The 16,984-nt window shown below is 52.0% G+C and carries 17 protein-coding genes; 1 reads left to right on the top strand and 16 read right to left on the bottom strand.

The genetic code is table 11. The features are described from left to right. The 8 genes from B1748_RS26995 to B1748_RS26960 all read right to left on the bottom strand — a co-directional run bounded on the left by B1748_RS26995 (position 1) and on the right by B1748_RS26960 (position 7,419). Positions 1–936, bottom strand: coding sequence for an AAA family ATPase (locus tag B1748_RS26995; RefSeq protein WP_087571083.1), 936 nt, complete (start codon positions 934–936; stop codon positions 1–3). Between the two features lie 194 nt (positions 937–1,130). Continuing rightward, positions 1,131–1,481, bottom strand: a complete 351-nt coding sequence (spoVAE, locus tag B1748_RS26990) for a stage V sporulation protein AE (RefSeq protein WP_087571044.1) — start codon at positions 1,479–1,481, stop codon at positions 1,131–1,133. Further along, positions 1,478–2,503: a stage V sporulation protein AD gene (spoVAD, locus tag B1748_RS26985; protein WP_087571043.1), complete on the bottom strand. Its 1,026-nt coding sequence runs from the start codon at positions 2,501–2,503 to the stop codon at positions 1,478–1,480. The genes spoVAE and spoVAD overlap by 4 nt, the downstream gene beginning before the upstream one ends. 1 nt (position 2,504) lies before the next feature. Beyond that, positions 2,505–2,957, bottom strand: coding sequence for a stage V sporulation protein AC (spoVAC, locus tag B1748_RS26980; protein ID WP_087571082.1), 453 nt, complete (start codon positions 2,955–2,957; stop codon positions 2,505–2,507). Positions 2,958–3,233: 276 nt separating this feature from the next. Then, the gene (locus B1748_RS26975; RefSeq protein ID WP_087571042.1) at positions 3,234–3,797 is read right to left on the bottom strand and encodes a hypothetical protein; all 564 of its coding nucleotides are present in this window, start codon (positions 3,795–3,797) and stop codon (positions 3,234–3,236) included. A gap of 45 nt (positions 3,798–3,842) precedes the next feature. After that, entirely contained in the window at positions 3,843–4,271 is a 429-nt protein-coding gene (locus B1748_RS26970) for a transposase (RefSeq protein WP_179215847.1), read from the bottom strand. Between the two features lie 1,212 nt (positions 4,272–5,483). Then, the gene (locus B1748_RS26965) at positions 5,484–6,320 is read right to left on the bottom strand and encodes a sugar phosphate isomerase/epimerase family protein (RefSeq protein WP_087571040.1); all 837 of its coding nucleotides are present in this window, start codon (positions 6,318–6,320) and stop codon (positions 5,484–5,486) included. Between the two features lie 28 nt (positions 6,321–6,348). Beyond that, positions 6,349–7,419, bottom strand: coding sequence for a Gfo/Idh/MocA family protein (locus B1748_RS26960; RefSeq protein ID WP_087571039.1), 1,071 nt, complete (start codon positions 7,417–7,419; stop codon positions 6,349–6,351). Positions 7,420–7,572: 153 nt separating this feature from the next. On the opposite strand from B1748_RS26960, the gene B1748_RS26955 reads away from it, so the two are divergent. After that, positions 7,573–8,448: a helix-turn-helix domain-containing protein gene (locus B1748_RS26955; protein ID WP_087571038.1), complete on the top strand. Its 876-nt coding sequence runs from the start codon at positions 7,573–7,575 to the stop codon at positions 8,446–8,448. 293 nt (positions 8,449–8,741) lie between these two features. On the opposite strand, the gene B1748_RS26950 is transcribed toward B1748_RS26955, so the two are convergent. The 8 genes from B1748_RS26950 to nikR all read right to left on the bottom strand — a co-directional run bounded on the left by B1748_RS26950 (position 8,742) and on the right by nikR (position 16,918). Further along, entirely contained in the window at positions 8,742–9,362 is a 621-nt protein-coding gene (locus B1748_RS26950; RefSeq protein WP_256975957.1) for an ABC transporter ATP-binding protein, read from the bottom strand. Further along, positions 9,349–10,161, bottom strand: coding sequence for an ATP-binding cassette domain-containing protein (locus B1748_RS26945; RefSeq protein WP_087571036.1), 813 nt, complete (start codon positions 10,159–10,161; stop codon positions 9,349–9,351). Before B1748_RS26945 ends, B1748_RS26950 begins: the two co-directional genes overlap by 14 nt. A 17-nt stretch (positions 10,162–10,178) precedes the next feature. Then, entirely contained in the window at positions 10,179–11,036 is an 858-nt protein-coding gene (locus B1748_RS26940; protein ID WP_087571035.1) for an ABC transporter permease, read from the bottom strand. After that, on the bottom strand, positions 11,033–12,070 hold the full coding sequence (locus B1748_RS26935) for an ABC transporter permease (RefSeq protein WP_087571034.1): 1,038 nt from the start codon (positions 12,068–12,070) through the stop codon (positions 11,033–11,035). The genes B1748_RS26940 and B1748_RS26935 overlap by 4 nt, the downstream gene beginning before the upstream one ends. Before the next feature lie 58 nt (positions 12,071–12,128). Then, positions 12,129–13,754, bottom strand: a complete 1,626-nt coding sequence (locus B1748_RS26930) for an ABC transporter substrate-binding protein (protein WP_256975956.1) — start codon at positions 13,752–13,754, stop codon at positions 12,129–12,131. Between the two features lie 185 nt (positions 13,755–13,939). Continuing rightward, the gene (locus tag B1748_RS26925; RefSeq protein WP_087571033.1) at positions 13,940–14,458 is read right to left on the bottom strand and encodes a YbjN domain-containing protein; all 519 of its coding nucleotides are present in this window, start codon (positions 14,456–14,458) and stop codon (positions 13,940–13,942) included. Positions 14,459–14,497: 39 nt separating this feature from the next. Beyond that, positions 14,498–16,303: a hypothetical protein gene (locus B1748_RS26920; RefSeq protein WP_087571032.1), complete on the bottom strand. Its 1,806-nt coding sequence runs from the start codon at positions 16,301–16,303 to the stop codon at positions 14,498–14,500. 72 nt (positions 16,304–16,375) lie between these two features. Then, positions 16,376–16,918 (bottom strand): nickel-responsive transcriptional regulator NikR, encoded by a 543-nt coding sequence (nikR, locus tag B1748_RS26915; RefSeq protein WP_087571031.1) that lies wholly within the window; start codon positions 16,916–16,918, stop codon positions 16,376–16,378. Between the last annotated feature and the right edge of the window lie 66 nt (positions 16,919–16,984).

Here is a 16,984-nt window from a genome sequence, read left to right as displayed (position 1 = left end):
TTATCTCTCAAGCCGGACAGGCACTTTGGTCGACTGAAGCACTTGATCAACGACGTTCTCCGCCTTTAGTCCGTTCATGCGAGCCTCCGTGCGCAGCAGCAGGCGATGCGACAGCACGTATGGCGCAAGCGCTTTTATATCGTCCGGGGTTACATATTTGCGTCCGTTAAGATAAGCAGCCGCCTTGGCGGCCCTAGCCAGCGCGATCGTCGCGCGAGGGCTCGCCCCGAGCACCACTTGCGGATGCTCGCGCGTGCCGCGAATAAGGCCGACCAAATATTTGCCGACGGCATCATCCACATGCACCTGCAGCACTTGCTGCTGAATATGCGCAACGTCGCTTGCTTGAAGCACCGATTGGATCATGCTCGAAGGCTGAATCGCGCGATTGCCGGCAATCATGCCTTGCTCGTCTTCTTCGCTCGGGTATCCCAGCGACAGCTTCATCATAAATCGATCCAGTTGCGCTTCCGGAAGCGTGTACGTCCCTTCGAACTCTATGGGATTTTGTGTCGCGAGCAGAACAAAAGGCTGCGGCAGCTCGTACGTATCGCCGTCTACAGTGACATGCCCCTCCTCCATCGCCTCCAGAAGCGCGGATTGTGTCTTCGTGGTGGCTCGATTGATTTCATCGGCCAGCAATATGTTGGTCATCACTGGGCCGGGACGGAACATAAACGTCTCCTGCTTGGGATGATAGATAGAAACGCCCGTAATATCGGTAGGCAAAAGGTCGGGATTGCACTGAATGCGGCGGAATTGGCCGCCGATTGATTTGGCCAGCGCCTTCACCAGTTGAGTTTTGCCGGTGCCGGGCACGTCCTCCAGCAACACGTGGCCGCCTGCCAGCACGGCGACTAGCAATCTTTCAATTTCTTCTTTTTTTCCCAGGATGCAAGAGTTGAGATTAGCCAGAATCGATGAGCATAATTGCATGTCGTCGGTACGAATATCCACGATGAAATGACCTCCCGGAAAATAAAGTTATATTAACCAAAATTTTATAACTCGCACTAATGTGGGTATAAAATGTGCGCCAATAATACTATTTTACAGTACTAGCTCAACCCGCACAAATCGCAGTCATCCAAAAAAAATTGGAGAATCCTACAGGATTCTCCATGGTGAATTCATCCCTTCGGCCGAATGACGAGCGCCGCGAGGAACGAAAATATGATCGCAGCCGAAATGCCTGCGCTTGTAACCTTGAATATGCCGGAAATGACGCCGATCCAGCCCTGATTATGCAGCTCGGTCAACGCCCCGTGCACGAGCGCGTTACCGAAGCTCGTAATGGGCACCGACGCGCCGGCACCGGCGAATTTGACCAACGGCTCGTACAAATCAAAGCCGTCCACGATGGCGCCGATAACGACCAAAGTCGCCATCGTATGGGCGGGAGTCAGTTTAAGCACATCGAACATTAACTGTCCGAGCACGCATATGGCCCCCCCGACCAGAAAAGCCCAGAGAAATATCATGCCTGCGCCTCCTTTCCGGCAGCAGCGATCGCTACCGCATGGGCGATTCCGGGAATGCTCTCGCCCTGCTGGAAGGAAAGCGGAGACAGCAGCGCTCCCGTCGCAACGACGAGTATACGTTTAAGCTCCCCCTTGGCAATACGTTTCAACAGATGACCGTAAGTCACTACAGCCGAGCAGCCGCAGCCGCTCCCTCCCGCTTGCACCTTCTGTTTTTGGACATCGTATACCATTAGACCGCAATCTCCGAATACCGTATGGTCCATGGGAACACCGTCCTGCATCAGCAGTTCCTTGGCGATGGGATGGCCTACCCCGGCCAAATCTCCGGTTACGATCAAATCGTAATCCCCTGGCGAACGACCCGTATCCTCAAAATGCGTCTGGATCGTATCCACCGCCGCCGGGGCCATTGCCGCGCCCATATTAAACGGATCGGTTATGCCAAGATCAACAACCTTGCCGATTGTCGCGCACTCAACGACGGGACCGTTGCCCGCGGCTGCAACGAGCGCTGCACCAGCGCCGGTGACCGTATATTGCGCCGTCGGCGGCTTCTGCGAGCCGTATTCCGTCGGGTAGCGGAATTGCTTCTCCGCTGTACAGTTATGACTGCACGTGCCGGCTAGCACTTGGGTCGCGGAACCGCTGTTGACAAGCTGAGACGCGAGGGCCAGCGTCTCCATCGATGTCGAGCAGGCGCCGAATACGCCAATATACGGCGCTCCAATCGATCTTGCCGCAAAGCTGTTACTGATGATCTGGTTCATTAGATCCCCGCCGATATAGAACTGCACGTCACTGCGCTGCAAGCCGGCCTTCTGAATCGCGAATTCGGATGCTTGCTCCAGCAGCAAGCGCTCCGCCTTCTCCCAGCTTTTCTGCTGCATATCCAACTCAGGATGGACCAGATCGAAGTCTGCTGCCAGCGGTCCGTCTCCCTCGTCCGGGCCAACCACCGTAGCCGCTCCGATGATCACAGGCTTATTCTCGAACCACCAGGTTTGTTTGCCTTTGAGCATCCTATTGCCCCCCGGTGCCAAGAATAAGGTGAGCGATGCCTACAAAAAATGCTGCAACAGTGCCATAGACGATTACGGCTCCCGCCAGCTTGAACATATTTCCGCCTACGCCGAGTACGAGCCCTTCGCTCCGATGCTCCAGCGCGGCGGAGCACATCGAATTTGCGAACCCCGTCACCGGTACCGCCGAGCCTGCGCCTGCGAACTGAGCAAGCTTATCGTACACGCCTAGACTCGTCAGAATGACGGAGAGCAGAATGAGTACCGCTACAGTCGGATTGCTCGCTTGCTCGGGCGTCATGTTCATCAAATGCATGAACAGCTCCATAATGACTTGACCAAAGCAACAAATCGCCCCGCCAATCAGAAACGCCTTCACACAATTGCCGAACACGGAACGCGGCGGTTCTTTCCCTTTGGCAAACGTTTGATACTCTTTTGGTGACATCGACATTTTCTGATAACGATTAGCAGCCGCCCCTTTGCCTGACCCGGAACTTGCCTGAGAAATGGACCCCTTGGACGCCAATGCTCTCTCCTCCTTCAAGATCGATCGCCAGCAGCCGTCATGTCCGCCGACACCTGACACCGATCCCAATCCTTCCTTCCCGTTCATTATTTGATCAACCGCCACAAATTATCCCGCCGAACCGGACTTTGGTTAAATTACCAATACCTCGAAGCACCTTTGATCAATATCCCGACTGTTCAGAAACGCTTCGCGCAAACTTTAAGCTGATTGTTGAGCCATTTGCATTGATTTATTGCCAATAGATGAAAAATTGGATAGCAAGTAAGATGAGGATTTCCGCATCCGACACATGTTAATGCCAAATGACAAGGATACTAACTTTTCGAAAACAATTTCCTCCACGCAGTCTGCATGACTTAATCTGAAACAGAACTCATCGAAATAAAGCTGTGCATATTTCGCACTTATTCCGTTGAAGGTTCGGCTCATCCATTCGCGAGCACTCATCGCAACTTCCGAAAGCGATTCGGAAGGCGCCAAAGAACAGAGTTGCTGCCGCTGTTCGAACATCGCTGGAGAGGAATGTAAGATTATAAGCTTGGTTCGATTAACGTTTCGTTCATCCTCGAACACCGTCTTGTATCGGCTAAATTGATGTCTTGGATTTATTGCAAACGACCGAAGACCGCCATCGCATTGCTGCGCAGCAAACTCCATAGCCTGCTTTTCCGTTAAAGGCTCTCTGGCTGTTTTCGATTCCGTAATCAATTTAATCTTGTAACGGGGGGATTGTTGCTTCCCGACCTCGCGAGAAATAATCATCGATTTCTCCTTTGACATACGGGATTCAACCAACCAAAAATCAGCTTAAAACAATTCATGTTTAGCCTCGACATGTCCAGACAATGGCTCCTGGCCATCCGTCATGGTTATAGTACGTCTAATTAAATGAAGCATCAACCAAGCGGTTTTATAAGTCACACCTAGAATTTCGGAAAGTTTTACTGCATTGATGCCACTAGCTTGTGTTGCGACTAAATATATGGTAAGTAGCCATTTGCTAATCGGAGTTTTGCTTCCATGCATGAACGTTCCCGCCGTTAGAGACGTCTGATGACCGCATTGTCGGCATTCAAAAAGCGGCAACTTCCGAGTCTGTATCCGGTATGCCTCATTATGATCGCAAGAAGGACAACGATAGCCCCCTGGCCATCGCAGTTTCTCAACAAGCGCAATACAATCCGCCTCATCGGGAAATTGTTCTGCAAAACTATCGATAATTTCCTTGTCTATCAAGATTAATCACCTCACAAAATAGAACGTATGTTCTGTTTTTATTTTACCACTTCTGTATCCGATTTACAATCCACCAAAGAAAATTATTATCGAACTACTACGGGCATGTGTGGTTTCGAGGATTGTTACTACCACAGCAGCGAATAAAAATTACTCTAGCGACATGAGTTATTCATCGCCATCCCCGCCGCTCAGGAACGGATCAGCGTCAATGGCTTTTCCAACTCATCCATGACCGGATCATACACTAGCTTCCAATAATTCCAAATTATATTTTCGCATCCCACGCTTTCGGAAGTTAAAGACTCATTTTCGCAAAAACCATGAATAAAAAGCAGCAACGGCCATCATCATCCTTTGGGGGCCCGGTGTGCTTCATCCCGAAAAATGGCGAGAATGTATGGAGATAATCGCTTTCCTATATTTGCACAGGTGCATCACTTTTATAAAGCTCGAATAAATAGCTAAACTGATCCAAAGGGATATTGATGCGAGGGACAGTCTTTGATGATTTCAGGTGTTTCCATGAACGCTCAAGTTAATCCATCGAATTACATTAATTCCCATACTAGAATTCGCGTCGATAGTTCCAATTACTCAACACAACACGAATATCCCCCCAAACTCCGCTCGTAATCAACTGAATGTTGGGGTATTCGCCTTGATATTCCCATTTACTAAATCACTACACGAAATATCCCCCTAAACTTCGCTCGCTATTAACTGAACGTTGGTGATATTCACATCGATACTTCCTATTAATAATCAAAACACAAATCCCCCTAAGCTTCGCTCGCCATTAACTGAATGTTGGGGATATTCAAATCGATAAATTTCTAATTTACTTAACACAACACGAACTCCCTAAACTTCGCTCGTTATTAACTGAATGTTGGGGATATTGAGCAATGTGTTGGGCTTATCCTGCCTTCATACATGCGGGAATGAGCATAAGGCAATGATTGCCTAACGTTGTAAGTCTTGAAGTTGTTCACTGAGCTTAAGGGATAGTAATCAATAGTCCCTGCTTTGAGTTGCTTTCTTTGATTTTGCTTTCTTTGATTTTGCTTTCTTGGACTCAAGCGCATGATCACTCACTGATGTTGTCGACAAATACAAAAAGGCTCCCCCGTATTGAACGGCAGGAGCCTAAAGGCTGAATCATAAGCCAGTTAATCTGTTTTGCTAGTCTGTTGTGGTGTATAGGTGAATCTACAAGCCTGCAGCGGTGAAAACCTTATTGAAGGCAGCTTGGGAGCGAGCTGCGAGCTCTTCCGGCGTGCCTGTTGGCGGCTGGACGGACAGTATTTCTTGCGAGACAGTTCCTGTGTAACCGATTGTCTGCAAACCTTGCAAGAAACCAGTAAGGTCGATGACGCCTTCGCCAGGGTAGACGCGGTCGTTGTCCAGCACTTCCTCTACTGGCACATCCTTCGCGTCATTGATGTGAACATGAACGATCTGCTCCGGGCGGAGAGCTTTGATGTCGGCGACCGTCAAACCGTTCGTATACCAATGGTAGGCGTCGAATAACAGGCCCACGTTCGGCTCGCCAATCGCGTCGATCCAATCCAGCGTCTCCTGGAGCGTCCAGATGAACGGATTCGCCCAACGGGTGCGCAAATGATGCGGACCGACAAATTCCAAGCCCAGCGAAATGCCAAAGGCGCCTAACACTTGCGCGCAAAGTCGCAGTCTGCGTGTCGCCGCAGCCATGAACGGAGCTGCCTTTTCGTCAGTGGACGGCAGGATGTATGTGCAGCAACGCGTACAGCCAAGCGCCTTGGCAGCGGCTGCAACCGCGGCCAGTCCTTCCAGGTCCTTTAGGAAGGATTCTTCCGAACCGCGCCAATCCACCGGCAAGCCAATGGAGCTAATAACTACGCCATTGTCGGCGAGAAGCGCACGAGCGCCATCGACGCCATATTCTTTGACAAGCGATAAAGCATCGGTATCGACTGCCTGGAAGCCGTAACGTCCCGCCAGTTCAATCAGTTGTCGCTGATTGTCCAAAGCGCCAAGTCCGGCGCCGGTTAATCCTCTCAACATGTCCATTCCTCCGGATTCGTATAATTTCCTAATCCCAATTCAATTTCACTTCATTGCCCGTTCTGGACGATTCGTAGATCGCATCAAGAATCAGATTGTTGGTGTAGCCGGACAACGCAGATGTAATCGGCTGTTTGCCCTCGCGGATACACTCCAGGAAGTGGCGGCTGAGGCGCGTACGCTCGCCTTCATCGGACTCCGGCTTGCTAAGAGGCGTTTCGATCGGACGATCGAACTTCTCCGTCAGCAGCTTGCCGGAGCTGCCTTTGTAGCTGGCGCCGCCTTCGGAGCCCATAAGATGGATAAACGGCGTATTGTCCGTATCCATATGAACGGCCCAGCTGACTTCAAGCGACAAGGTGCTGCCGTCTTCCATTTTGATCAGCGCGGTTGCAAGGTCCTCCACATCATAGATGCCATCCCAATTCGGTTTTCCCCATGTACCGATTCCTTTGCGGTTGGGACCAAACTCTGCGTAGGTTGCGCCGTACACAGACACTGGCTTCGGATTGCCCATCAGATAAAGGGCGAGGTCCAGCATATGCACGCCGATATCGATTAGCGGACCACCGCCGGATTGGTCCATGCGAGTAAACCAGGTGCCCCAGCCCGGAATACCCTTGCGTCTGAACCACCCCGTCTTCGCCGTGTAAATACGTCCCAGCTCGCCGCGCTCCACCTGCTCCTTGATCTGCATAGGCACAGCTTCGAAACGCATTTGATGGGCCATCATTACGATAACATTGGACTTGCGGCTAGCATCATAAATGCGGCGGGCTTCCTCGCTGTTGATCGCCATCGGCTTCTCGAGCAAAACGTGTTTGCCGGCTTCGATAGCCCGAATGGCAAGCGGCGCGTGATGCTGGTTCGGCACGCCGACGATAACAGCATCGACATCGCTGAGACCGATCAAGGCTTCCGGAGATTCTACCACATTAGGAATTCCATACACGGAAGCCTTCTCCTGCGCCAGCGGCAAATAAGCATCCGTAATCGCTGTAATTTCGCATTGCTCTGTTAAAGCCGAGAATTCTCTGGCATGCACGCCGCCAATGTTGCCTGCACCAATAATGCCGATTCTGATTTTACCGTTTGCCATCTCTATAATTCCTCCTGATCGTCACATCGTTCCAGTAATTCCAGCAGCAAACGCTTACCGAACACTACGACTTTTATGATAAGATAGCAAGAGGGTAATTTCGTCCCTGAATTTCGATAAATATCTCATTTCTTCGGAGGCTGCGATTCCGACATGACTTACTTCCCGGATTATCTCAAAAACTATCCAAATATGAATACTTCCAGCCCTCTGCATATTAGCTTGAATACGCTTCATTCGGGATTCCGCGCTCATCGTCATGACTTTCTGGAATTTTCTTATGTAGTGGACGGATCCGGATCCGAATCCATCAACGAGGTGCTGCATCCCATGAAACCAGGCACCTTCACCTTCGTCCTTCCGTACCAAGTGCATCAGATCTATACGGACCCGGGGAGCAGGCTTGTCCTGTACAATTGTATGTTTAGCATGGATTTGCTTATGGAATCCTCCCCCCAGGAAAGACTTCTAGGATTAATCGACGCTGTTGGCGCACCGCCGTTTGCTCAGTTGGAGGGTGAGGATCGCGAAAGAATCGGATCGCTTATTGAGGGAATGTACGGCGAATATAAGAGCAACGAACCTTGGAGGCAGACCATGCTTCAAATTCGGCTTAAGGAGCTGCTTATCCGTTTCGATCGTCATCGCAGATCGCTGACTGAGAATAGTCAGAGCGGCGACAGAATCCAACTGGACCGGCGCGCATATGGAAGGCATTCTTCTGTCTGGCCGATCATTCATTATATTCATCAGCATTATCAGGACGATCTTACTCTTGGCGATCTTGCTGCGCGTTTTAATATGAGTCTGTCCCGAATCAGCGAAGTCATAAAAGAAACAACCGGACAAAACTTTCTTTATTTCCTGCATGATCTTCGCATCCGTCATGCCTGCAGCTTGCTCGTATCGACGGAGATGAGCGTATCCGAAATTGCGCTGGAGGTCGGGTACGGGTCCTACAATACGTTCTCGCGCGTCTTCCGCGAAACGAAGGGCGTTGTACCCAAGGAATATCGAAAGCGCAAGTAAGCACTTGAGAGTATGATGGCACAACAATCAGGGCAATTCCGCGATGTCGTCCGTTGCGACCGTGGAATTGCCCTTTGTTCGTGGACACTTCTGTCCGGGAATTGCTCAGCCCTTCCAATGTTGAATTGAGCTGAACGTCAGTACGATTACGAATATGACATACAAGACGAGAGAGACGATTCTGATCGTGCGCCTGCTCATGCCTTTGCACCCCTTCCGCATCTTCATTACCCGTATATATTCATTCTATGCAGGGTATGACAAATGCGGAGCTTGGTTTTTTGGCGTTCTACTTAAGAATAGGTTAGGCTTGCTAAACCAATGAGTCGATCTGCAACTACATCCAGCAATGCCGCATCATGACTGATAGCCAATATGCCTATGGATCGCTCGCTTGCGATCGTGAGCAAGGCATGCCAGATTTCAGCCTGGGTTACGGCATCCAGCATGGCGGACATCTCGTCTGCGACAATAAACTTCGTCTGATACCCCAACGCTCTCACCATGCAGCATCGCTGAAGCTGCCCTCCAGACAATTCGTTCGGGTAACGTTCCAGCCATGCTTCCTGTATACCAAAGGCCTTCAGCATGCTTGTATCCGGCTGCCAGCCTTCCGCAAGCATCTTCCCGATCGTCCAACGCGGATTGACAGCCAGCTCGGGATGCTGGTGAATTAATTGAACAGGGCAATAACCGGTACCGGGCAGACTTCTGTCGCCGACTAGCACTTTTCCTTCCGTTGGCACCATATAGCCAGCCAGGAGCTTCCCAAGTGTCGACTTGCCCGTTCCGCTTGGCCCCATTAATCCAACCACCTCACCCGGCGTGATCTCGACCGAATACTCCCGAAATAACCATTCGTTGCTGCCGTACCGCCAGCCCAATCGTGATCCTTGCAAACTAGCTCTGCCCAATGGTTTCAACCTCCCTGGCAACAGGCCGCTTAAATCCGTTGCCGGGCAATGCCTGCCATAGCTCCCGGCTATAGGGGTGCTGCAGGAGGCTGCCATCGCCCGCAAAACTGCCAGCCTGAGCAATCTCCACCACTTCGCCTTCCCTCATCACAACCACTCTGTTCGCCGTTCCTGCAGCAGCTTCCAGGTCATGCGTAATCATAAGAATGCCAGTCCCCCCTGCCGCCAGCTCGCGGAAATAATGCAACGTCTCCGCCACGTCTTCCGAGCCCATTCCCGGTGTTGGTTCATCGGCTATAATCAAACCCGTCTCCGGCTGAGCCGACATGGCGAGCAGCAGCTTGCGCGCCATACCTCCAGATAGCTGGAATGGAAACAATCGATTTATTTTCTCACCAAGACCAAGACGCGCCAACAAGCCTTGCCTGGCTTCCATACTCTTTTTACTATCAAATGGTCCTTGCAATTGCCGACCGACGGAGAGCAGCGGGTTTAGATAACCGACGGACTGCGGCAGCAAGGCTAACGTGCGCCCTCTCGCCTTAAGCAGTTCCTTCTCATCTAGAAGCCTTCCGTTCATCCTGATCTCGCCCGTGCGCGCCGCGTTTCGCGGCAGAATGCCCATAATCGCATGCGCTAACAGGCTTTTGCCAGAACCGCTGGCCCCAACGACCGCAACGATCTCGCCGCGGCCAATTGACAGATTCAAGCCATGAATTACCTTGGTATTCGTTCTTTCCGTACCCCGATCATAATTCAGGAACGACACCGACAAAGCTTCGATATCCAGGACATTCATATCTACTTCTGCCTCCCTCAAGTCCGAGAATGCTTGGGATCGATCAAACGCTGCAGCGAATGGCCCAGCATATCGAATGCCCGAACCGTCACGAGCAGCGCAAGCCCGGGAAATACAGCAAGCCACCACATGCCCGAAGACAAGTATCGCATCGACTCGGACAAAATAATGCCAATAGCCGGCTGGTGGGGCGAAAAGCCCAGCCCCAGAAACGTAATAGCCGCTTCGTGCAACACGGCATGAGGAAATAAGAGCAGGAAACCGATAAACAGCTGCGGAAGGAGATGCGGCGCCAGATGATGTCTCATTATCCACCAGCGGGTTCTTCCGAAGCCTCGGCTTACCGCTACATAATCGGCGGTTACCACACTTAGTGCTTCAGCGCGAATGACGCGGGCCAGACTGGGCCAGTGAGTAAAAACAATGCCGATCATGATCCCTTGAATCCCGCCACCGCTAACAAAGGCAATCAAAATGAGCATGACCAGATGCGGAACGCTGAGCGTCGCATCGATCAACCAAGTGACGACCCGGTCAACCTTGCGGCCCAGAAATGCAGCCGCCAGCCCCATCATCATTGCGATGACGGTACTCCCGGCAGCTCCGGCAAGGCCAACTGCGACGCTTAAGGTTAGACCTTGCACCGTGCGCGAGAACATGTCCCGTCCAAGCCAGTCCGTACCGAAAAGATGCTGCAAGGAAGGCGGCAAGTCGCGAAGCTCCAGCTTGACGCTTAATCCCTGCTCGCCGATGAACAAGGAGCAAAGTATGATTCCAACCAAGAGCAGTCCTGTCGTCGCAGCGGAAATCAGGAGTCTCGTTCTGCCGGTCAAGCGTCGTCCGCGCCCCCTTGTCAGGCTTCGCGCTGCGCTCATGATTTCACCTCCGGATGGAGCCTTCTTTTCGGATCGATTGCCGAGTGGATCGAATCTGCAAGGAGATTGCCCGTGAACACGAACAAGGAGCTGCATATAACAAGTCCCAATAACAGCGGAACATCTCCGCGAAGTCCAGCCTCAACCGTCGCTTGTCCCAATCCGGGATACGAGAATACCTGTTCGGCAAGAACGGCGCCGCCGAACAACTCGCTAAAGGAAGCGAATTGGAGCATTAAGGCAGGCAATGCCGCATTACGAAGTCCATGCCTGAGGAACAGCTTCCACCCACGCTCGCCCCTGGCTCTTGCGAACAGGACGTAATCGCTGTCGTACACCTCAATTAACTTCGCCCTTGTATGCAGTGCGACAGGCGCGATACCTGCAACGGATAACGTAAGAGCGGGAAGCGCCATATGATACAGCCGGTCAAGCAGCGTCACATCGCCGGCGAGCACTCCCGCAGGAACACCGAGTCCAACCGGAAACCATCCCAGCCAGACGGCGAAAATCGTCATCGCAAGCAGCGCTATCCAGAATGCTGGCGTTGAAGCTATCGTGTAGCAGACCGATTGAATAAAACGATCAGTTATTCCTCCTTGACGAATCGCCGCGATTGATCCGAGCGCAAAACCTATAATCCCCGAGAGCAGCCAAGACGTCGCCATCAAAGCGGCAGAGCTTGCAAACCGATCCGCAATGACGTCCGAGACCGGCTCACGATAGATCATCGAGGTTCCCATGTCGCCTTGCAGCAAGTTTCCCGCCCAGCGCAGCAAACGCTCCGCGAACGGTTGATCAAGTCCCCAATAGGCTCCAATCTCGGCGCGCTGCTCCGGCCCTACGCGCATCATATCGGCTCCGATGTATGCCTGGATCGGGTCGATCGGCGACAAATCGGCAAGCAGAAACGTAACAAAACATACGAATGCAAGCAGCAAAAGCAGCCTCAGCACCCGTCCGCCCGCAAATCGTATCCAGCCACGCCACTGCCCCTTGACCTGCGCTGTTACCGTCTCGTGCAGACCCGACATCGCGCCAACCCCCGTCCTCGATGACATTCCAGATAACTAAGCAAACCCGCCAACCCTACTACTCCTTCCACTTCCAGCTTGCGATATTGTCGGTCACCGGCCAGCCATGGCGATGCGGCTGTATGCGCGGCGAGCCGATGTCAAGAGCATCGTCTACCAGATACAGGTGCTTTATATTGACGAGCCACGCCCACGGAGCGTCGCCTTTGGCGCTTGAACCCGTCGTCCCGTCCCACTGCGATTGCTTCCAATTGGCCATCGCCTCCTCTATCGTGCGAGCCGCCATTGCTTTTTCCATATAGCCGTCTACCTGTTGGTTGCTGTAATAGCCGGTATTGTAATAATCGACGCCGGAATACTTGGATGCATAAAGGGCATACAGCTCCGAAGGATCATGGCTGCCCCACCCTAACAACACCGCGCTGGCATGCATCTCCCTTTCGATCTCTTCCCAGCTCTTGCCCGCAGCAGTCATACGGATTCCGATCTCCTTCATCATCTCCGCTGCGGCAAGCGCCAGCGATTGTCTTAATGTGTCGCCGGATGGATAGATGAGCGGGAATTCCGCGATTAATCCATTTTTCTCGAGTACGCCGTCTCCATTGCTGTCGCTCCAACCCGCTTCGGCCAACAGTTTCTTAGCCCCTTCGATGTCGCTATCCGCAATGACCGTATCTTCATTCCACCATGGGAGTCCGTCAACGGATGTAAAAGCCGGCGTGCCGTAGCCCTCCAAAATGCCTTCAACAAGCTTATCCCGATCCATCGCCATGTTAATTGCTTGCCGGATCGCAAGATCGGCAGTTACGGCATTGCCGATGGGATAACCTTCCTCCGTCTTGCCGCCTGGCTCAGCATAAGGGAATGTTATGCCGCGATTATCTACCGTTTGCAGCGCCTCCAGACGCATGCCCGGCACTTCTTGTTTGCTGAAAGAAGAAGGGATATATGCCATATCCACTGTGCCCGCTTTTGCTGCAGCTAAAGCCGCATCCTCGTTAAGGAACAGGAACGTGATATGATGGAACGACGGCTTGTCGCCGTAATAGCTCGGATTGCTCTCCACCAGCAATTGCTGACCGCGATCCCATTGCACGAATTTGAATGGACCGGAGCCAATAGGATTGCTGGCATAATCAGCGCCGTGCGCGTGACTGGGAACGATGCCGAGCGTAGTCAATTCGTTTAGAAACGTCGATTGAGGTTTGCCCAATTTAAAGTGAATGTTATTCCCATCCAGCTCAACCGCCTTTAGATTGGTCAAATCGATCGCGGATCCGCTGTTCGCCGTCGTTTCGAACGTATATTTGACGTCGTCTGGCGTGAGCGGCTGACCATCAGAGAATTGAACATCTTCGCGAAGCTTGACCGTCCAAATCAGACCATCGCTGCTGATCTCATAGCTCTCCGCCAAGTCGTTTGTCACATTAAGTTGGTCATCTCTCTTGAGCAGCGTGCTTTGAAAAAGCGGCGAGCCATAGCGGCCCCACCCTAGCGTCGGATCAAAACCATCCTCTGGCTCGGAACCAATCGCCACGACCAGCTTGTCCGAACGTCGCTGCGACTCTCTCTCCGTCGCCTTCGGAGACGAGCAGGCCGCTATCAATGAGATGACAAGGAGCAGAAGCACGCTCGTCATCACTATAGACCTAATATTGAATCTCATTTTAATCCCATTCTTCATTTCTCATTCTCTCCCCTGCATCGTGTTACGATCTCATTATATTGTAACACGAGTGAGAAAATTTGACATCACATTTTTACAACGTTGGAAACTATAAATTTCCTTAGAACTTGGAAAAAGCCGGCCAAATATTTTGGCCGACTACTGTATGTTGTTATGCCTTTCGCCTATTAGCCTCGCCTGGCCTATTCCTGTACCCGCAGCGCTTCCTCAGGCGTTAGCTCTCCGGCCGCTACCTGCTCGATTCGTTCTTCGAACAGGACTAACATGTAATGAAAGATCGAAATCACTTCTAGCAGCTCGTCGGGTGAAATGGTCTGCGAGGACGGAACGGTGTAAACATAGCGGGCGTAAACTTCGCCATCTTCGTCCAGGCCGAACCCTCCCAGCGGAACCATAGCGTTAGCCCCAATCAGCACACGCTCTACAGCGCTTCTCTGCGCTGGCGCCACCCGGAAAGGCAAGATCGTGTGGAGTTGAAGCAAGCGAATCCATTCGATGTCAGACTCTGGCAGGGGCTGGAAATTCAAATTCATCGTTCGATCCCTGCCCTGGTCATCCTCGCCAAGCATCATCACAAGTACATGCAAGCGAATACTCTCGGATCGCTCAAGAAGCCGGGTTTGAAACCCTTCCTTCTCGAACGCGATTTGCAAGCCGCCAAGTTCGGCCAGTTGCTTCGCATGTTCCATCTCGGATATCATTTTAGGCCAACCTCCAGTCTTCATCCCTATTTAAGTCCATTAATCCCTTTGTTTCATAGCTTCCATCAACAGCTCGCGCTGCTTGTCGATATTCCCGTTTGCTCGGAACAATGCCTTTGTGCTGCAGCCCGTCGCTTCGATAAAAGTCAGCACGCGCTGATATTGTTTGAGTCCATCGGCTGAAGTTTCGTCTTCTGGGAGCTTACCCACCATATTAAGAATCAGGTCGGCGTCTTTAACCCGTTTATCATGTTTTTTGTCGGATGATTTATCCGCGTTGAACACAGACGACCATGCGCTGTTAGGGCCTCCCTTAGCAGCTTTGTCGCGACCATATTGTTTGGCTCGGCGGAACAAGCTCATGCCCACCTTCGTGCCGCTGGCCGCAGCCTTAAGACTGATACCAACCGCAGCTCCCGCTCCGCTCAGCGTCGCAATATCGCCCGCGATGCTCGCCATCTCCAGTCCGGCCTCGATGCCTCCGCGAACCAGCTTCTTCTGGTTAATATTTTTCATCTCTTTGGCCAGTTCGTAGTTTTCGATATCGTCGAGTTCGATCTGCGCGTCCTTCTTTTCCTTTTCAGTCGATTTTTTATTGGCTGGATCGATAATCTTCATCAATTCTACGCGGCGATTTTCGAGAGCCGTTTTATCGGTCCCCTTGGACTCATGGATCGTCTTGCCAAACACCGTGTATTTGTTGGCCTTAACCATGCCGCTGTTTGCGTACTTGCTTTTGAAATCGCGCTTGATCGTCGTCATCTTCTGCTTGGAGCTATGCCATTGCATCATATTGAATACTTTAATTGTGATCTTGATGCCGCTAATGGCAATGCCAATGCCAGGGATCGCTTCTGTCAGCTTGCCAACGCCTGCCTCCAAAATTTCCAAAATCGACTTGACGGTCTTGACGGCGGATTGAGCCGCCTCCAAGCCGTTCTGAATGGCTTCCAGACCGCCCTTGACTACTTCTTTTTTGGTCACGCCTTCGTCCGAGAAACCTTCCTTGAACAATTCGTAAACGGCCTTGACCATAAAAAACGCACTCTTGATGGCGGATAAAGCATCTCCCACGCTGCCGCCGTAACCTGCCACCGCTTCGGATGAGCCGACGCCGTTTTCGTTGCCCTCCAGCTTGGCGGCGTTGTCCACGACTTTAGCGACGCCCGTGAACGCTTTTTGTCCGCTTTCCAAGCCTTCGTAAAGGGCGCCTGCCGTTTCCGACTTGCTTTTCGACTCCGAGATCGCCTTTTTCATGTTAACAAGCCCGATAAAACCCGACCCTACATCCAACAGGCCGGAAGCAACGCCGAGCTTCTGATTCTCACGGTCAATCTTCGCTTTTTCTGTCTTCTCGGAGGAGACGTCCTGATCGTTCTCCTCCCCTTTTTTAATCGCCTTCTTCAACTCGTCAGAAGCGTCCGAATATACATCCGTTTGACCGCCGACTCCCGTACCTGTTATTTCGGTCGTGTCCCCAACGTTGTCGACAGCACCGCTTTCCTCCTTGAAAGCCTCTGCCTGTCCGAAAGTACCTGCCGTTTTGGCTTCACCAACCTTAAGCCGCATTAATCCGAGCTTGGACGGTGGCGGCGTATTTGTCGGCTGTCCTTGTTGCTGGGGCGCCCCGGTCTGTCTCTGAATCGGAGCAATCGCCCCGCGCCTCGCCATCATCTGCATCGTCGCTTGATTGCCGACGGATGCCTGCATCCATCTGAGCTTGTCCGCTTCTTGGCCGCGCTGAGGGAAGGCGTTTGAAGCCGATGTTTTAAGTCCGGAAGACGAGGAGGCTTTCCCTGCCTGCGCTCCGCCGGTTGTTTTGTCCGCCATTTGGCCCTGCGCCATCTCTATTCTCTCTCCTTTCCGCCCTATGTATGAATCGTCACTTAAAGAAACAGCTTCATGTCAATGTTGATCTTATCGTTCATCTACCTGACGACTGTGACTGTGTCTATGACCGTGATGATGACCGTGATGATGACCGTGATGATGACCGTGACCATGATTGTGACCATGGCCATGAGTTTGCGGTTCTGTTCCTTGAGGTTCGGCGAATGTGACGGACAGCTCCGCGTACGAAACGCCCTTCTGGATCTGAATGCGCTCATGCAGCTCCCTCAGCGCAGCCATTTGGCCGCGTACGACGATGACCTCCAGGCATTGATCGTGATTTAAATGCACGTGCATATTGGAGACAATATCATGATGATAATCGTGTTGGATGTCCATTAAGACGATCGGCAGCTCCCGAACTTGATGGTCGTAGACGACAACTATCGTTCCGGCCACGAACTCATCGCTTCCGAGTCGCGTAGGCTCCAGCAAAACCTTCCTCGCCAAATCGCGAATCGCTTCCGATCGGTTTTTGTAGCCCTGCTCTTCGATAAATGCGTCGAACTGCCCAATCAGCTGTGAAGGGAACGATACGCCGAATCGTACCAACTCTTCCTTATCCGACATAACGCTTACACCTCCATTCTGTCCTGACTGATTGTCGTTATTTGTCTATTATAGACTACCTTGGAC

Source organism: Paenibacillus sp. MY03 (assembly GCF_002165585.1).
GTDB classification, from domain to species: Bacteria; Bacillota; Bacilli; order Paenibacillales; family Paenibacillaceae; genus Pristimantibacillus; species Pristimantibacillus agaridevorans.
Note: the sequence above shows the minus strand (reverse complement) of the source record. Positions and strands in the feature narration are given on the sequence as shown.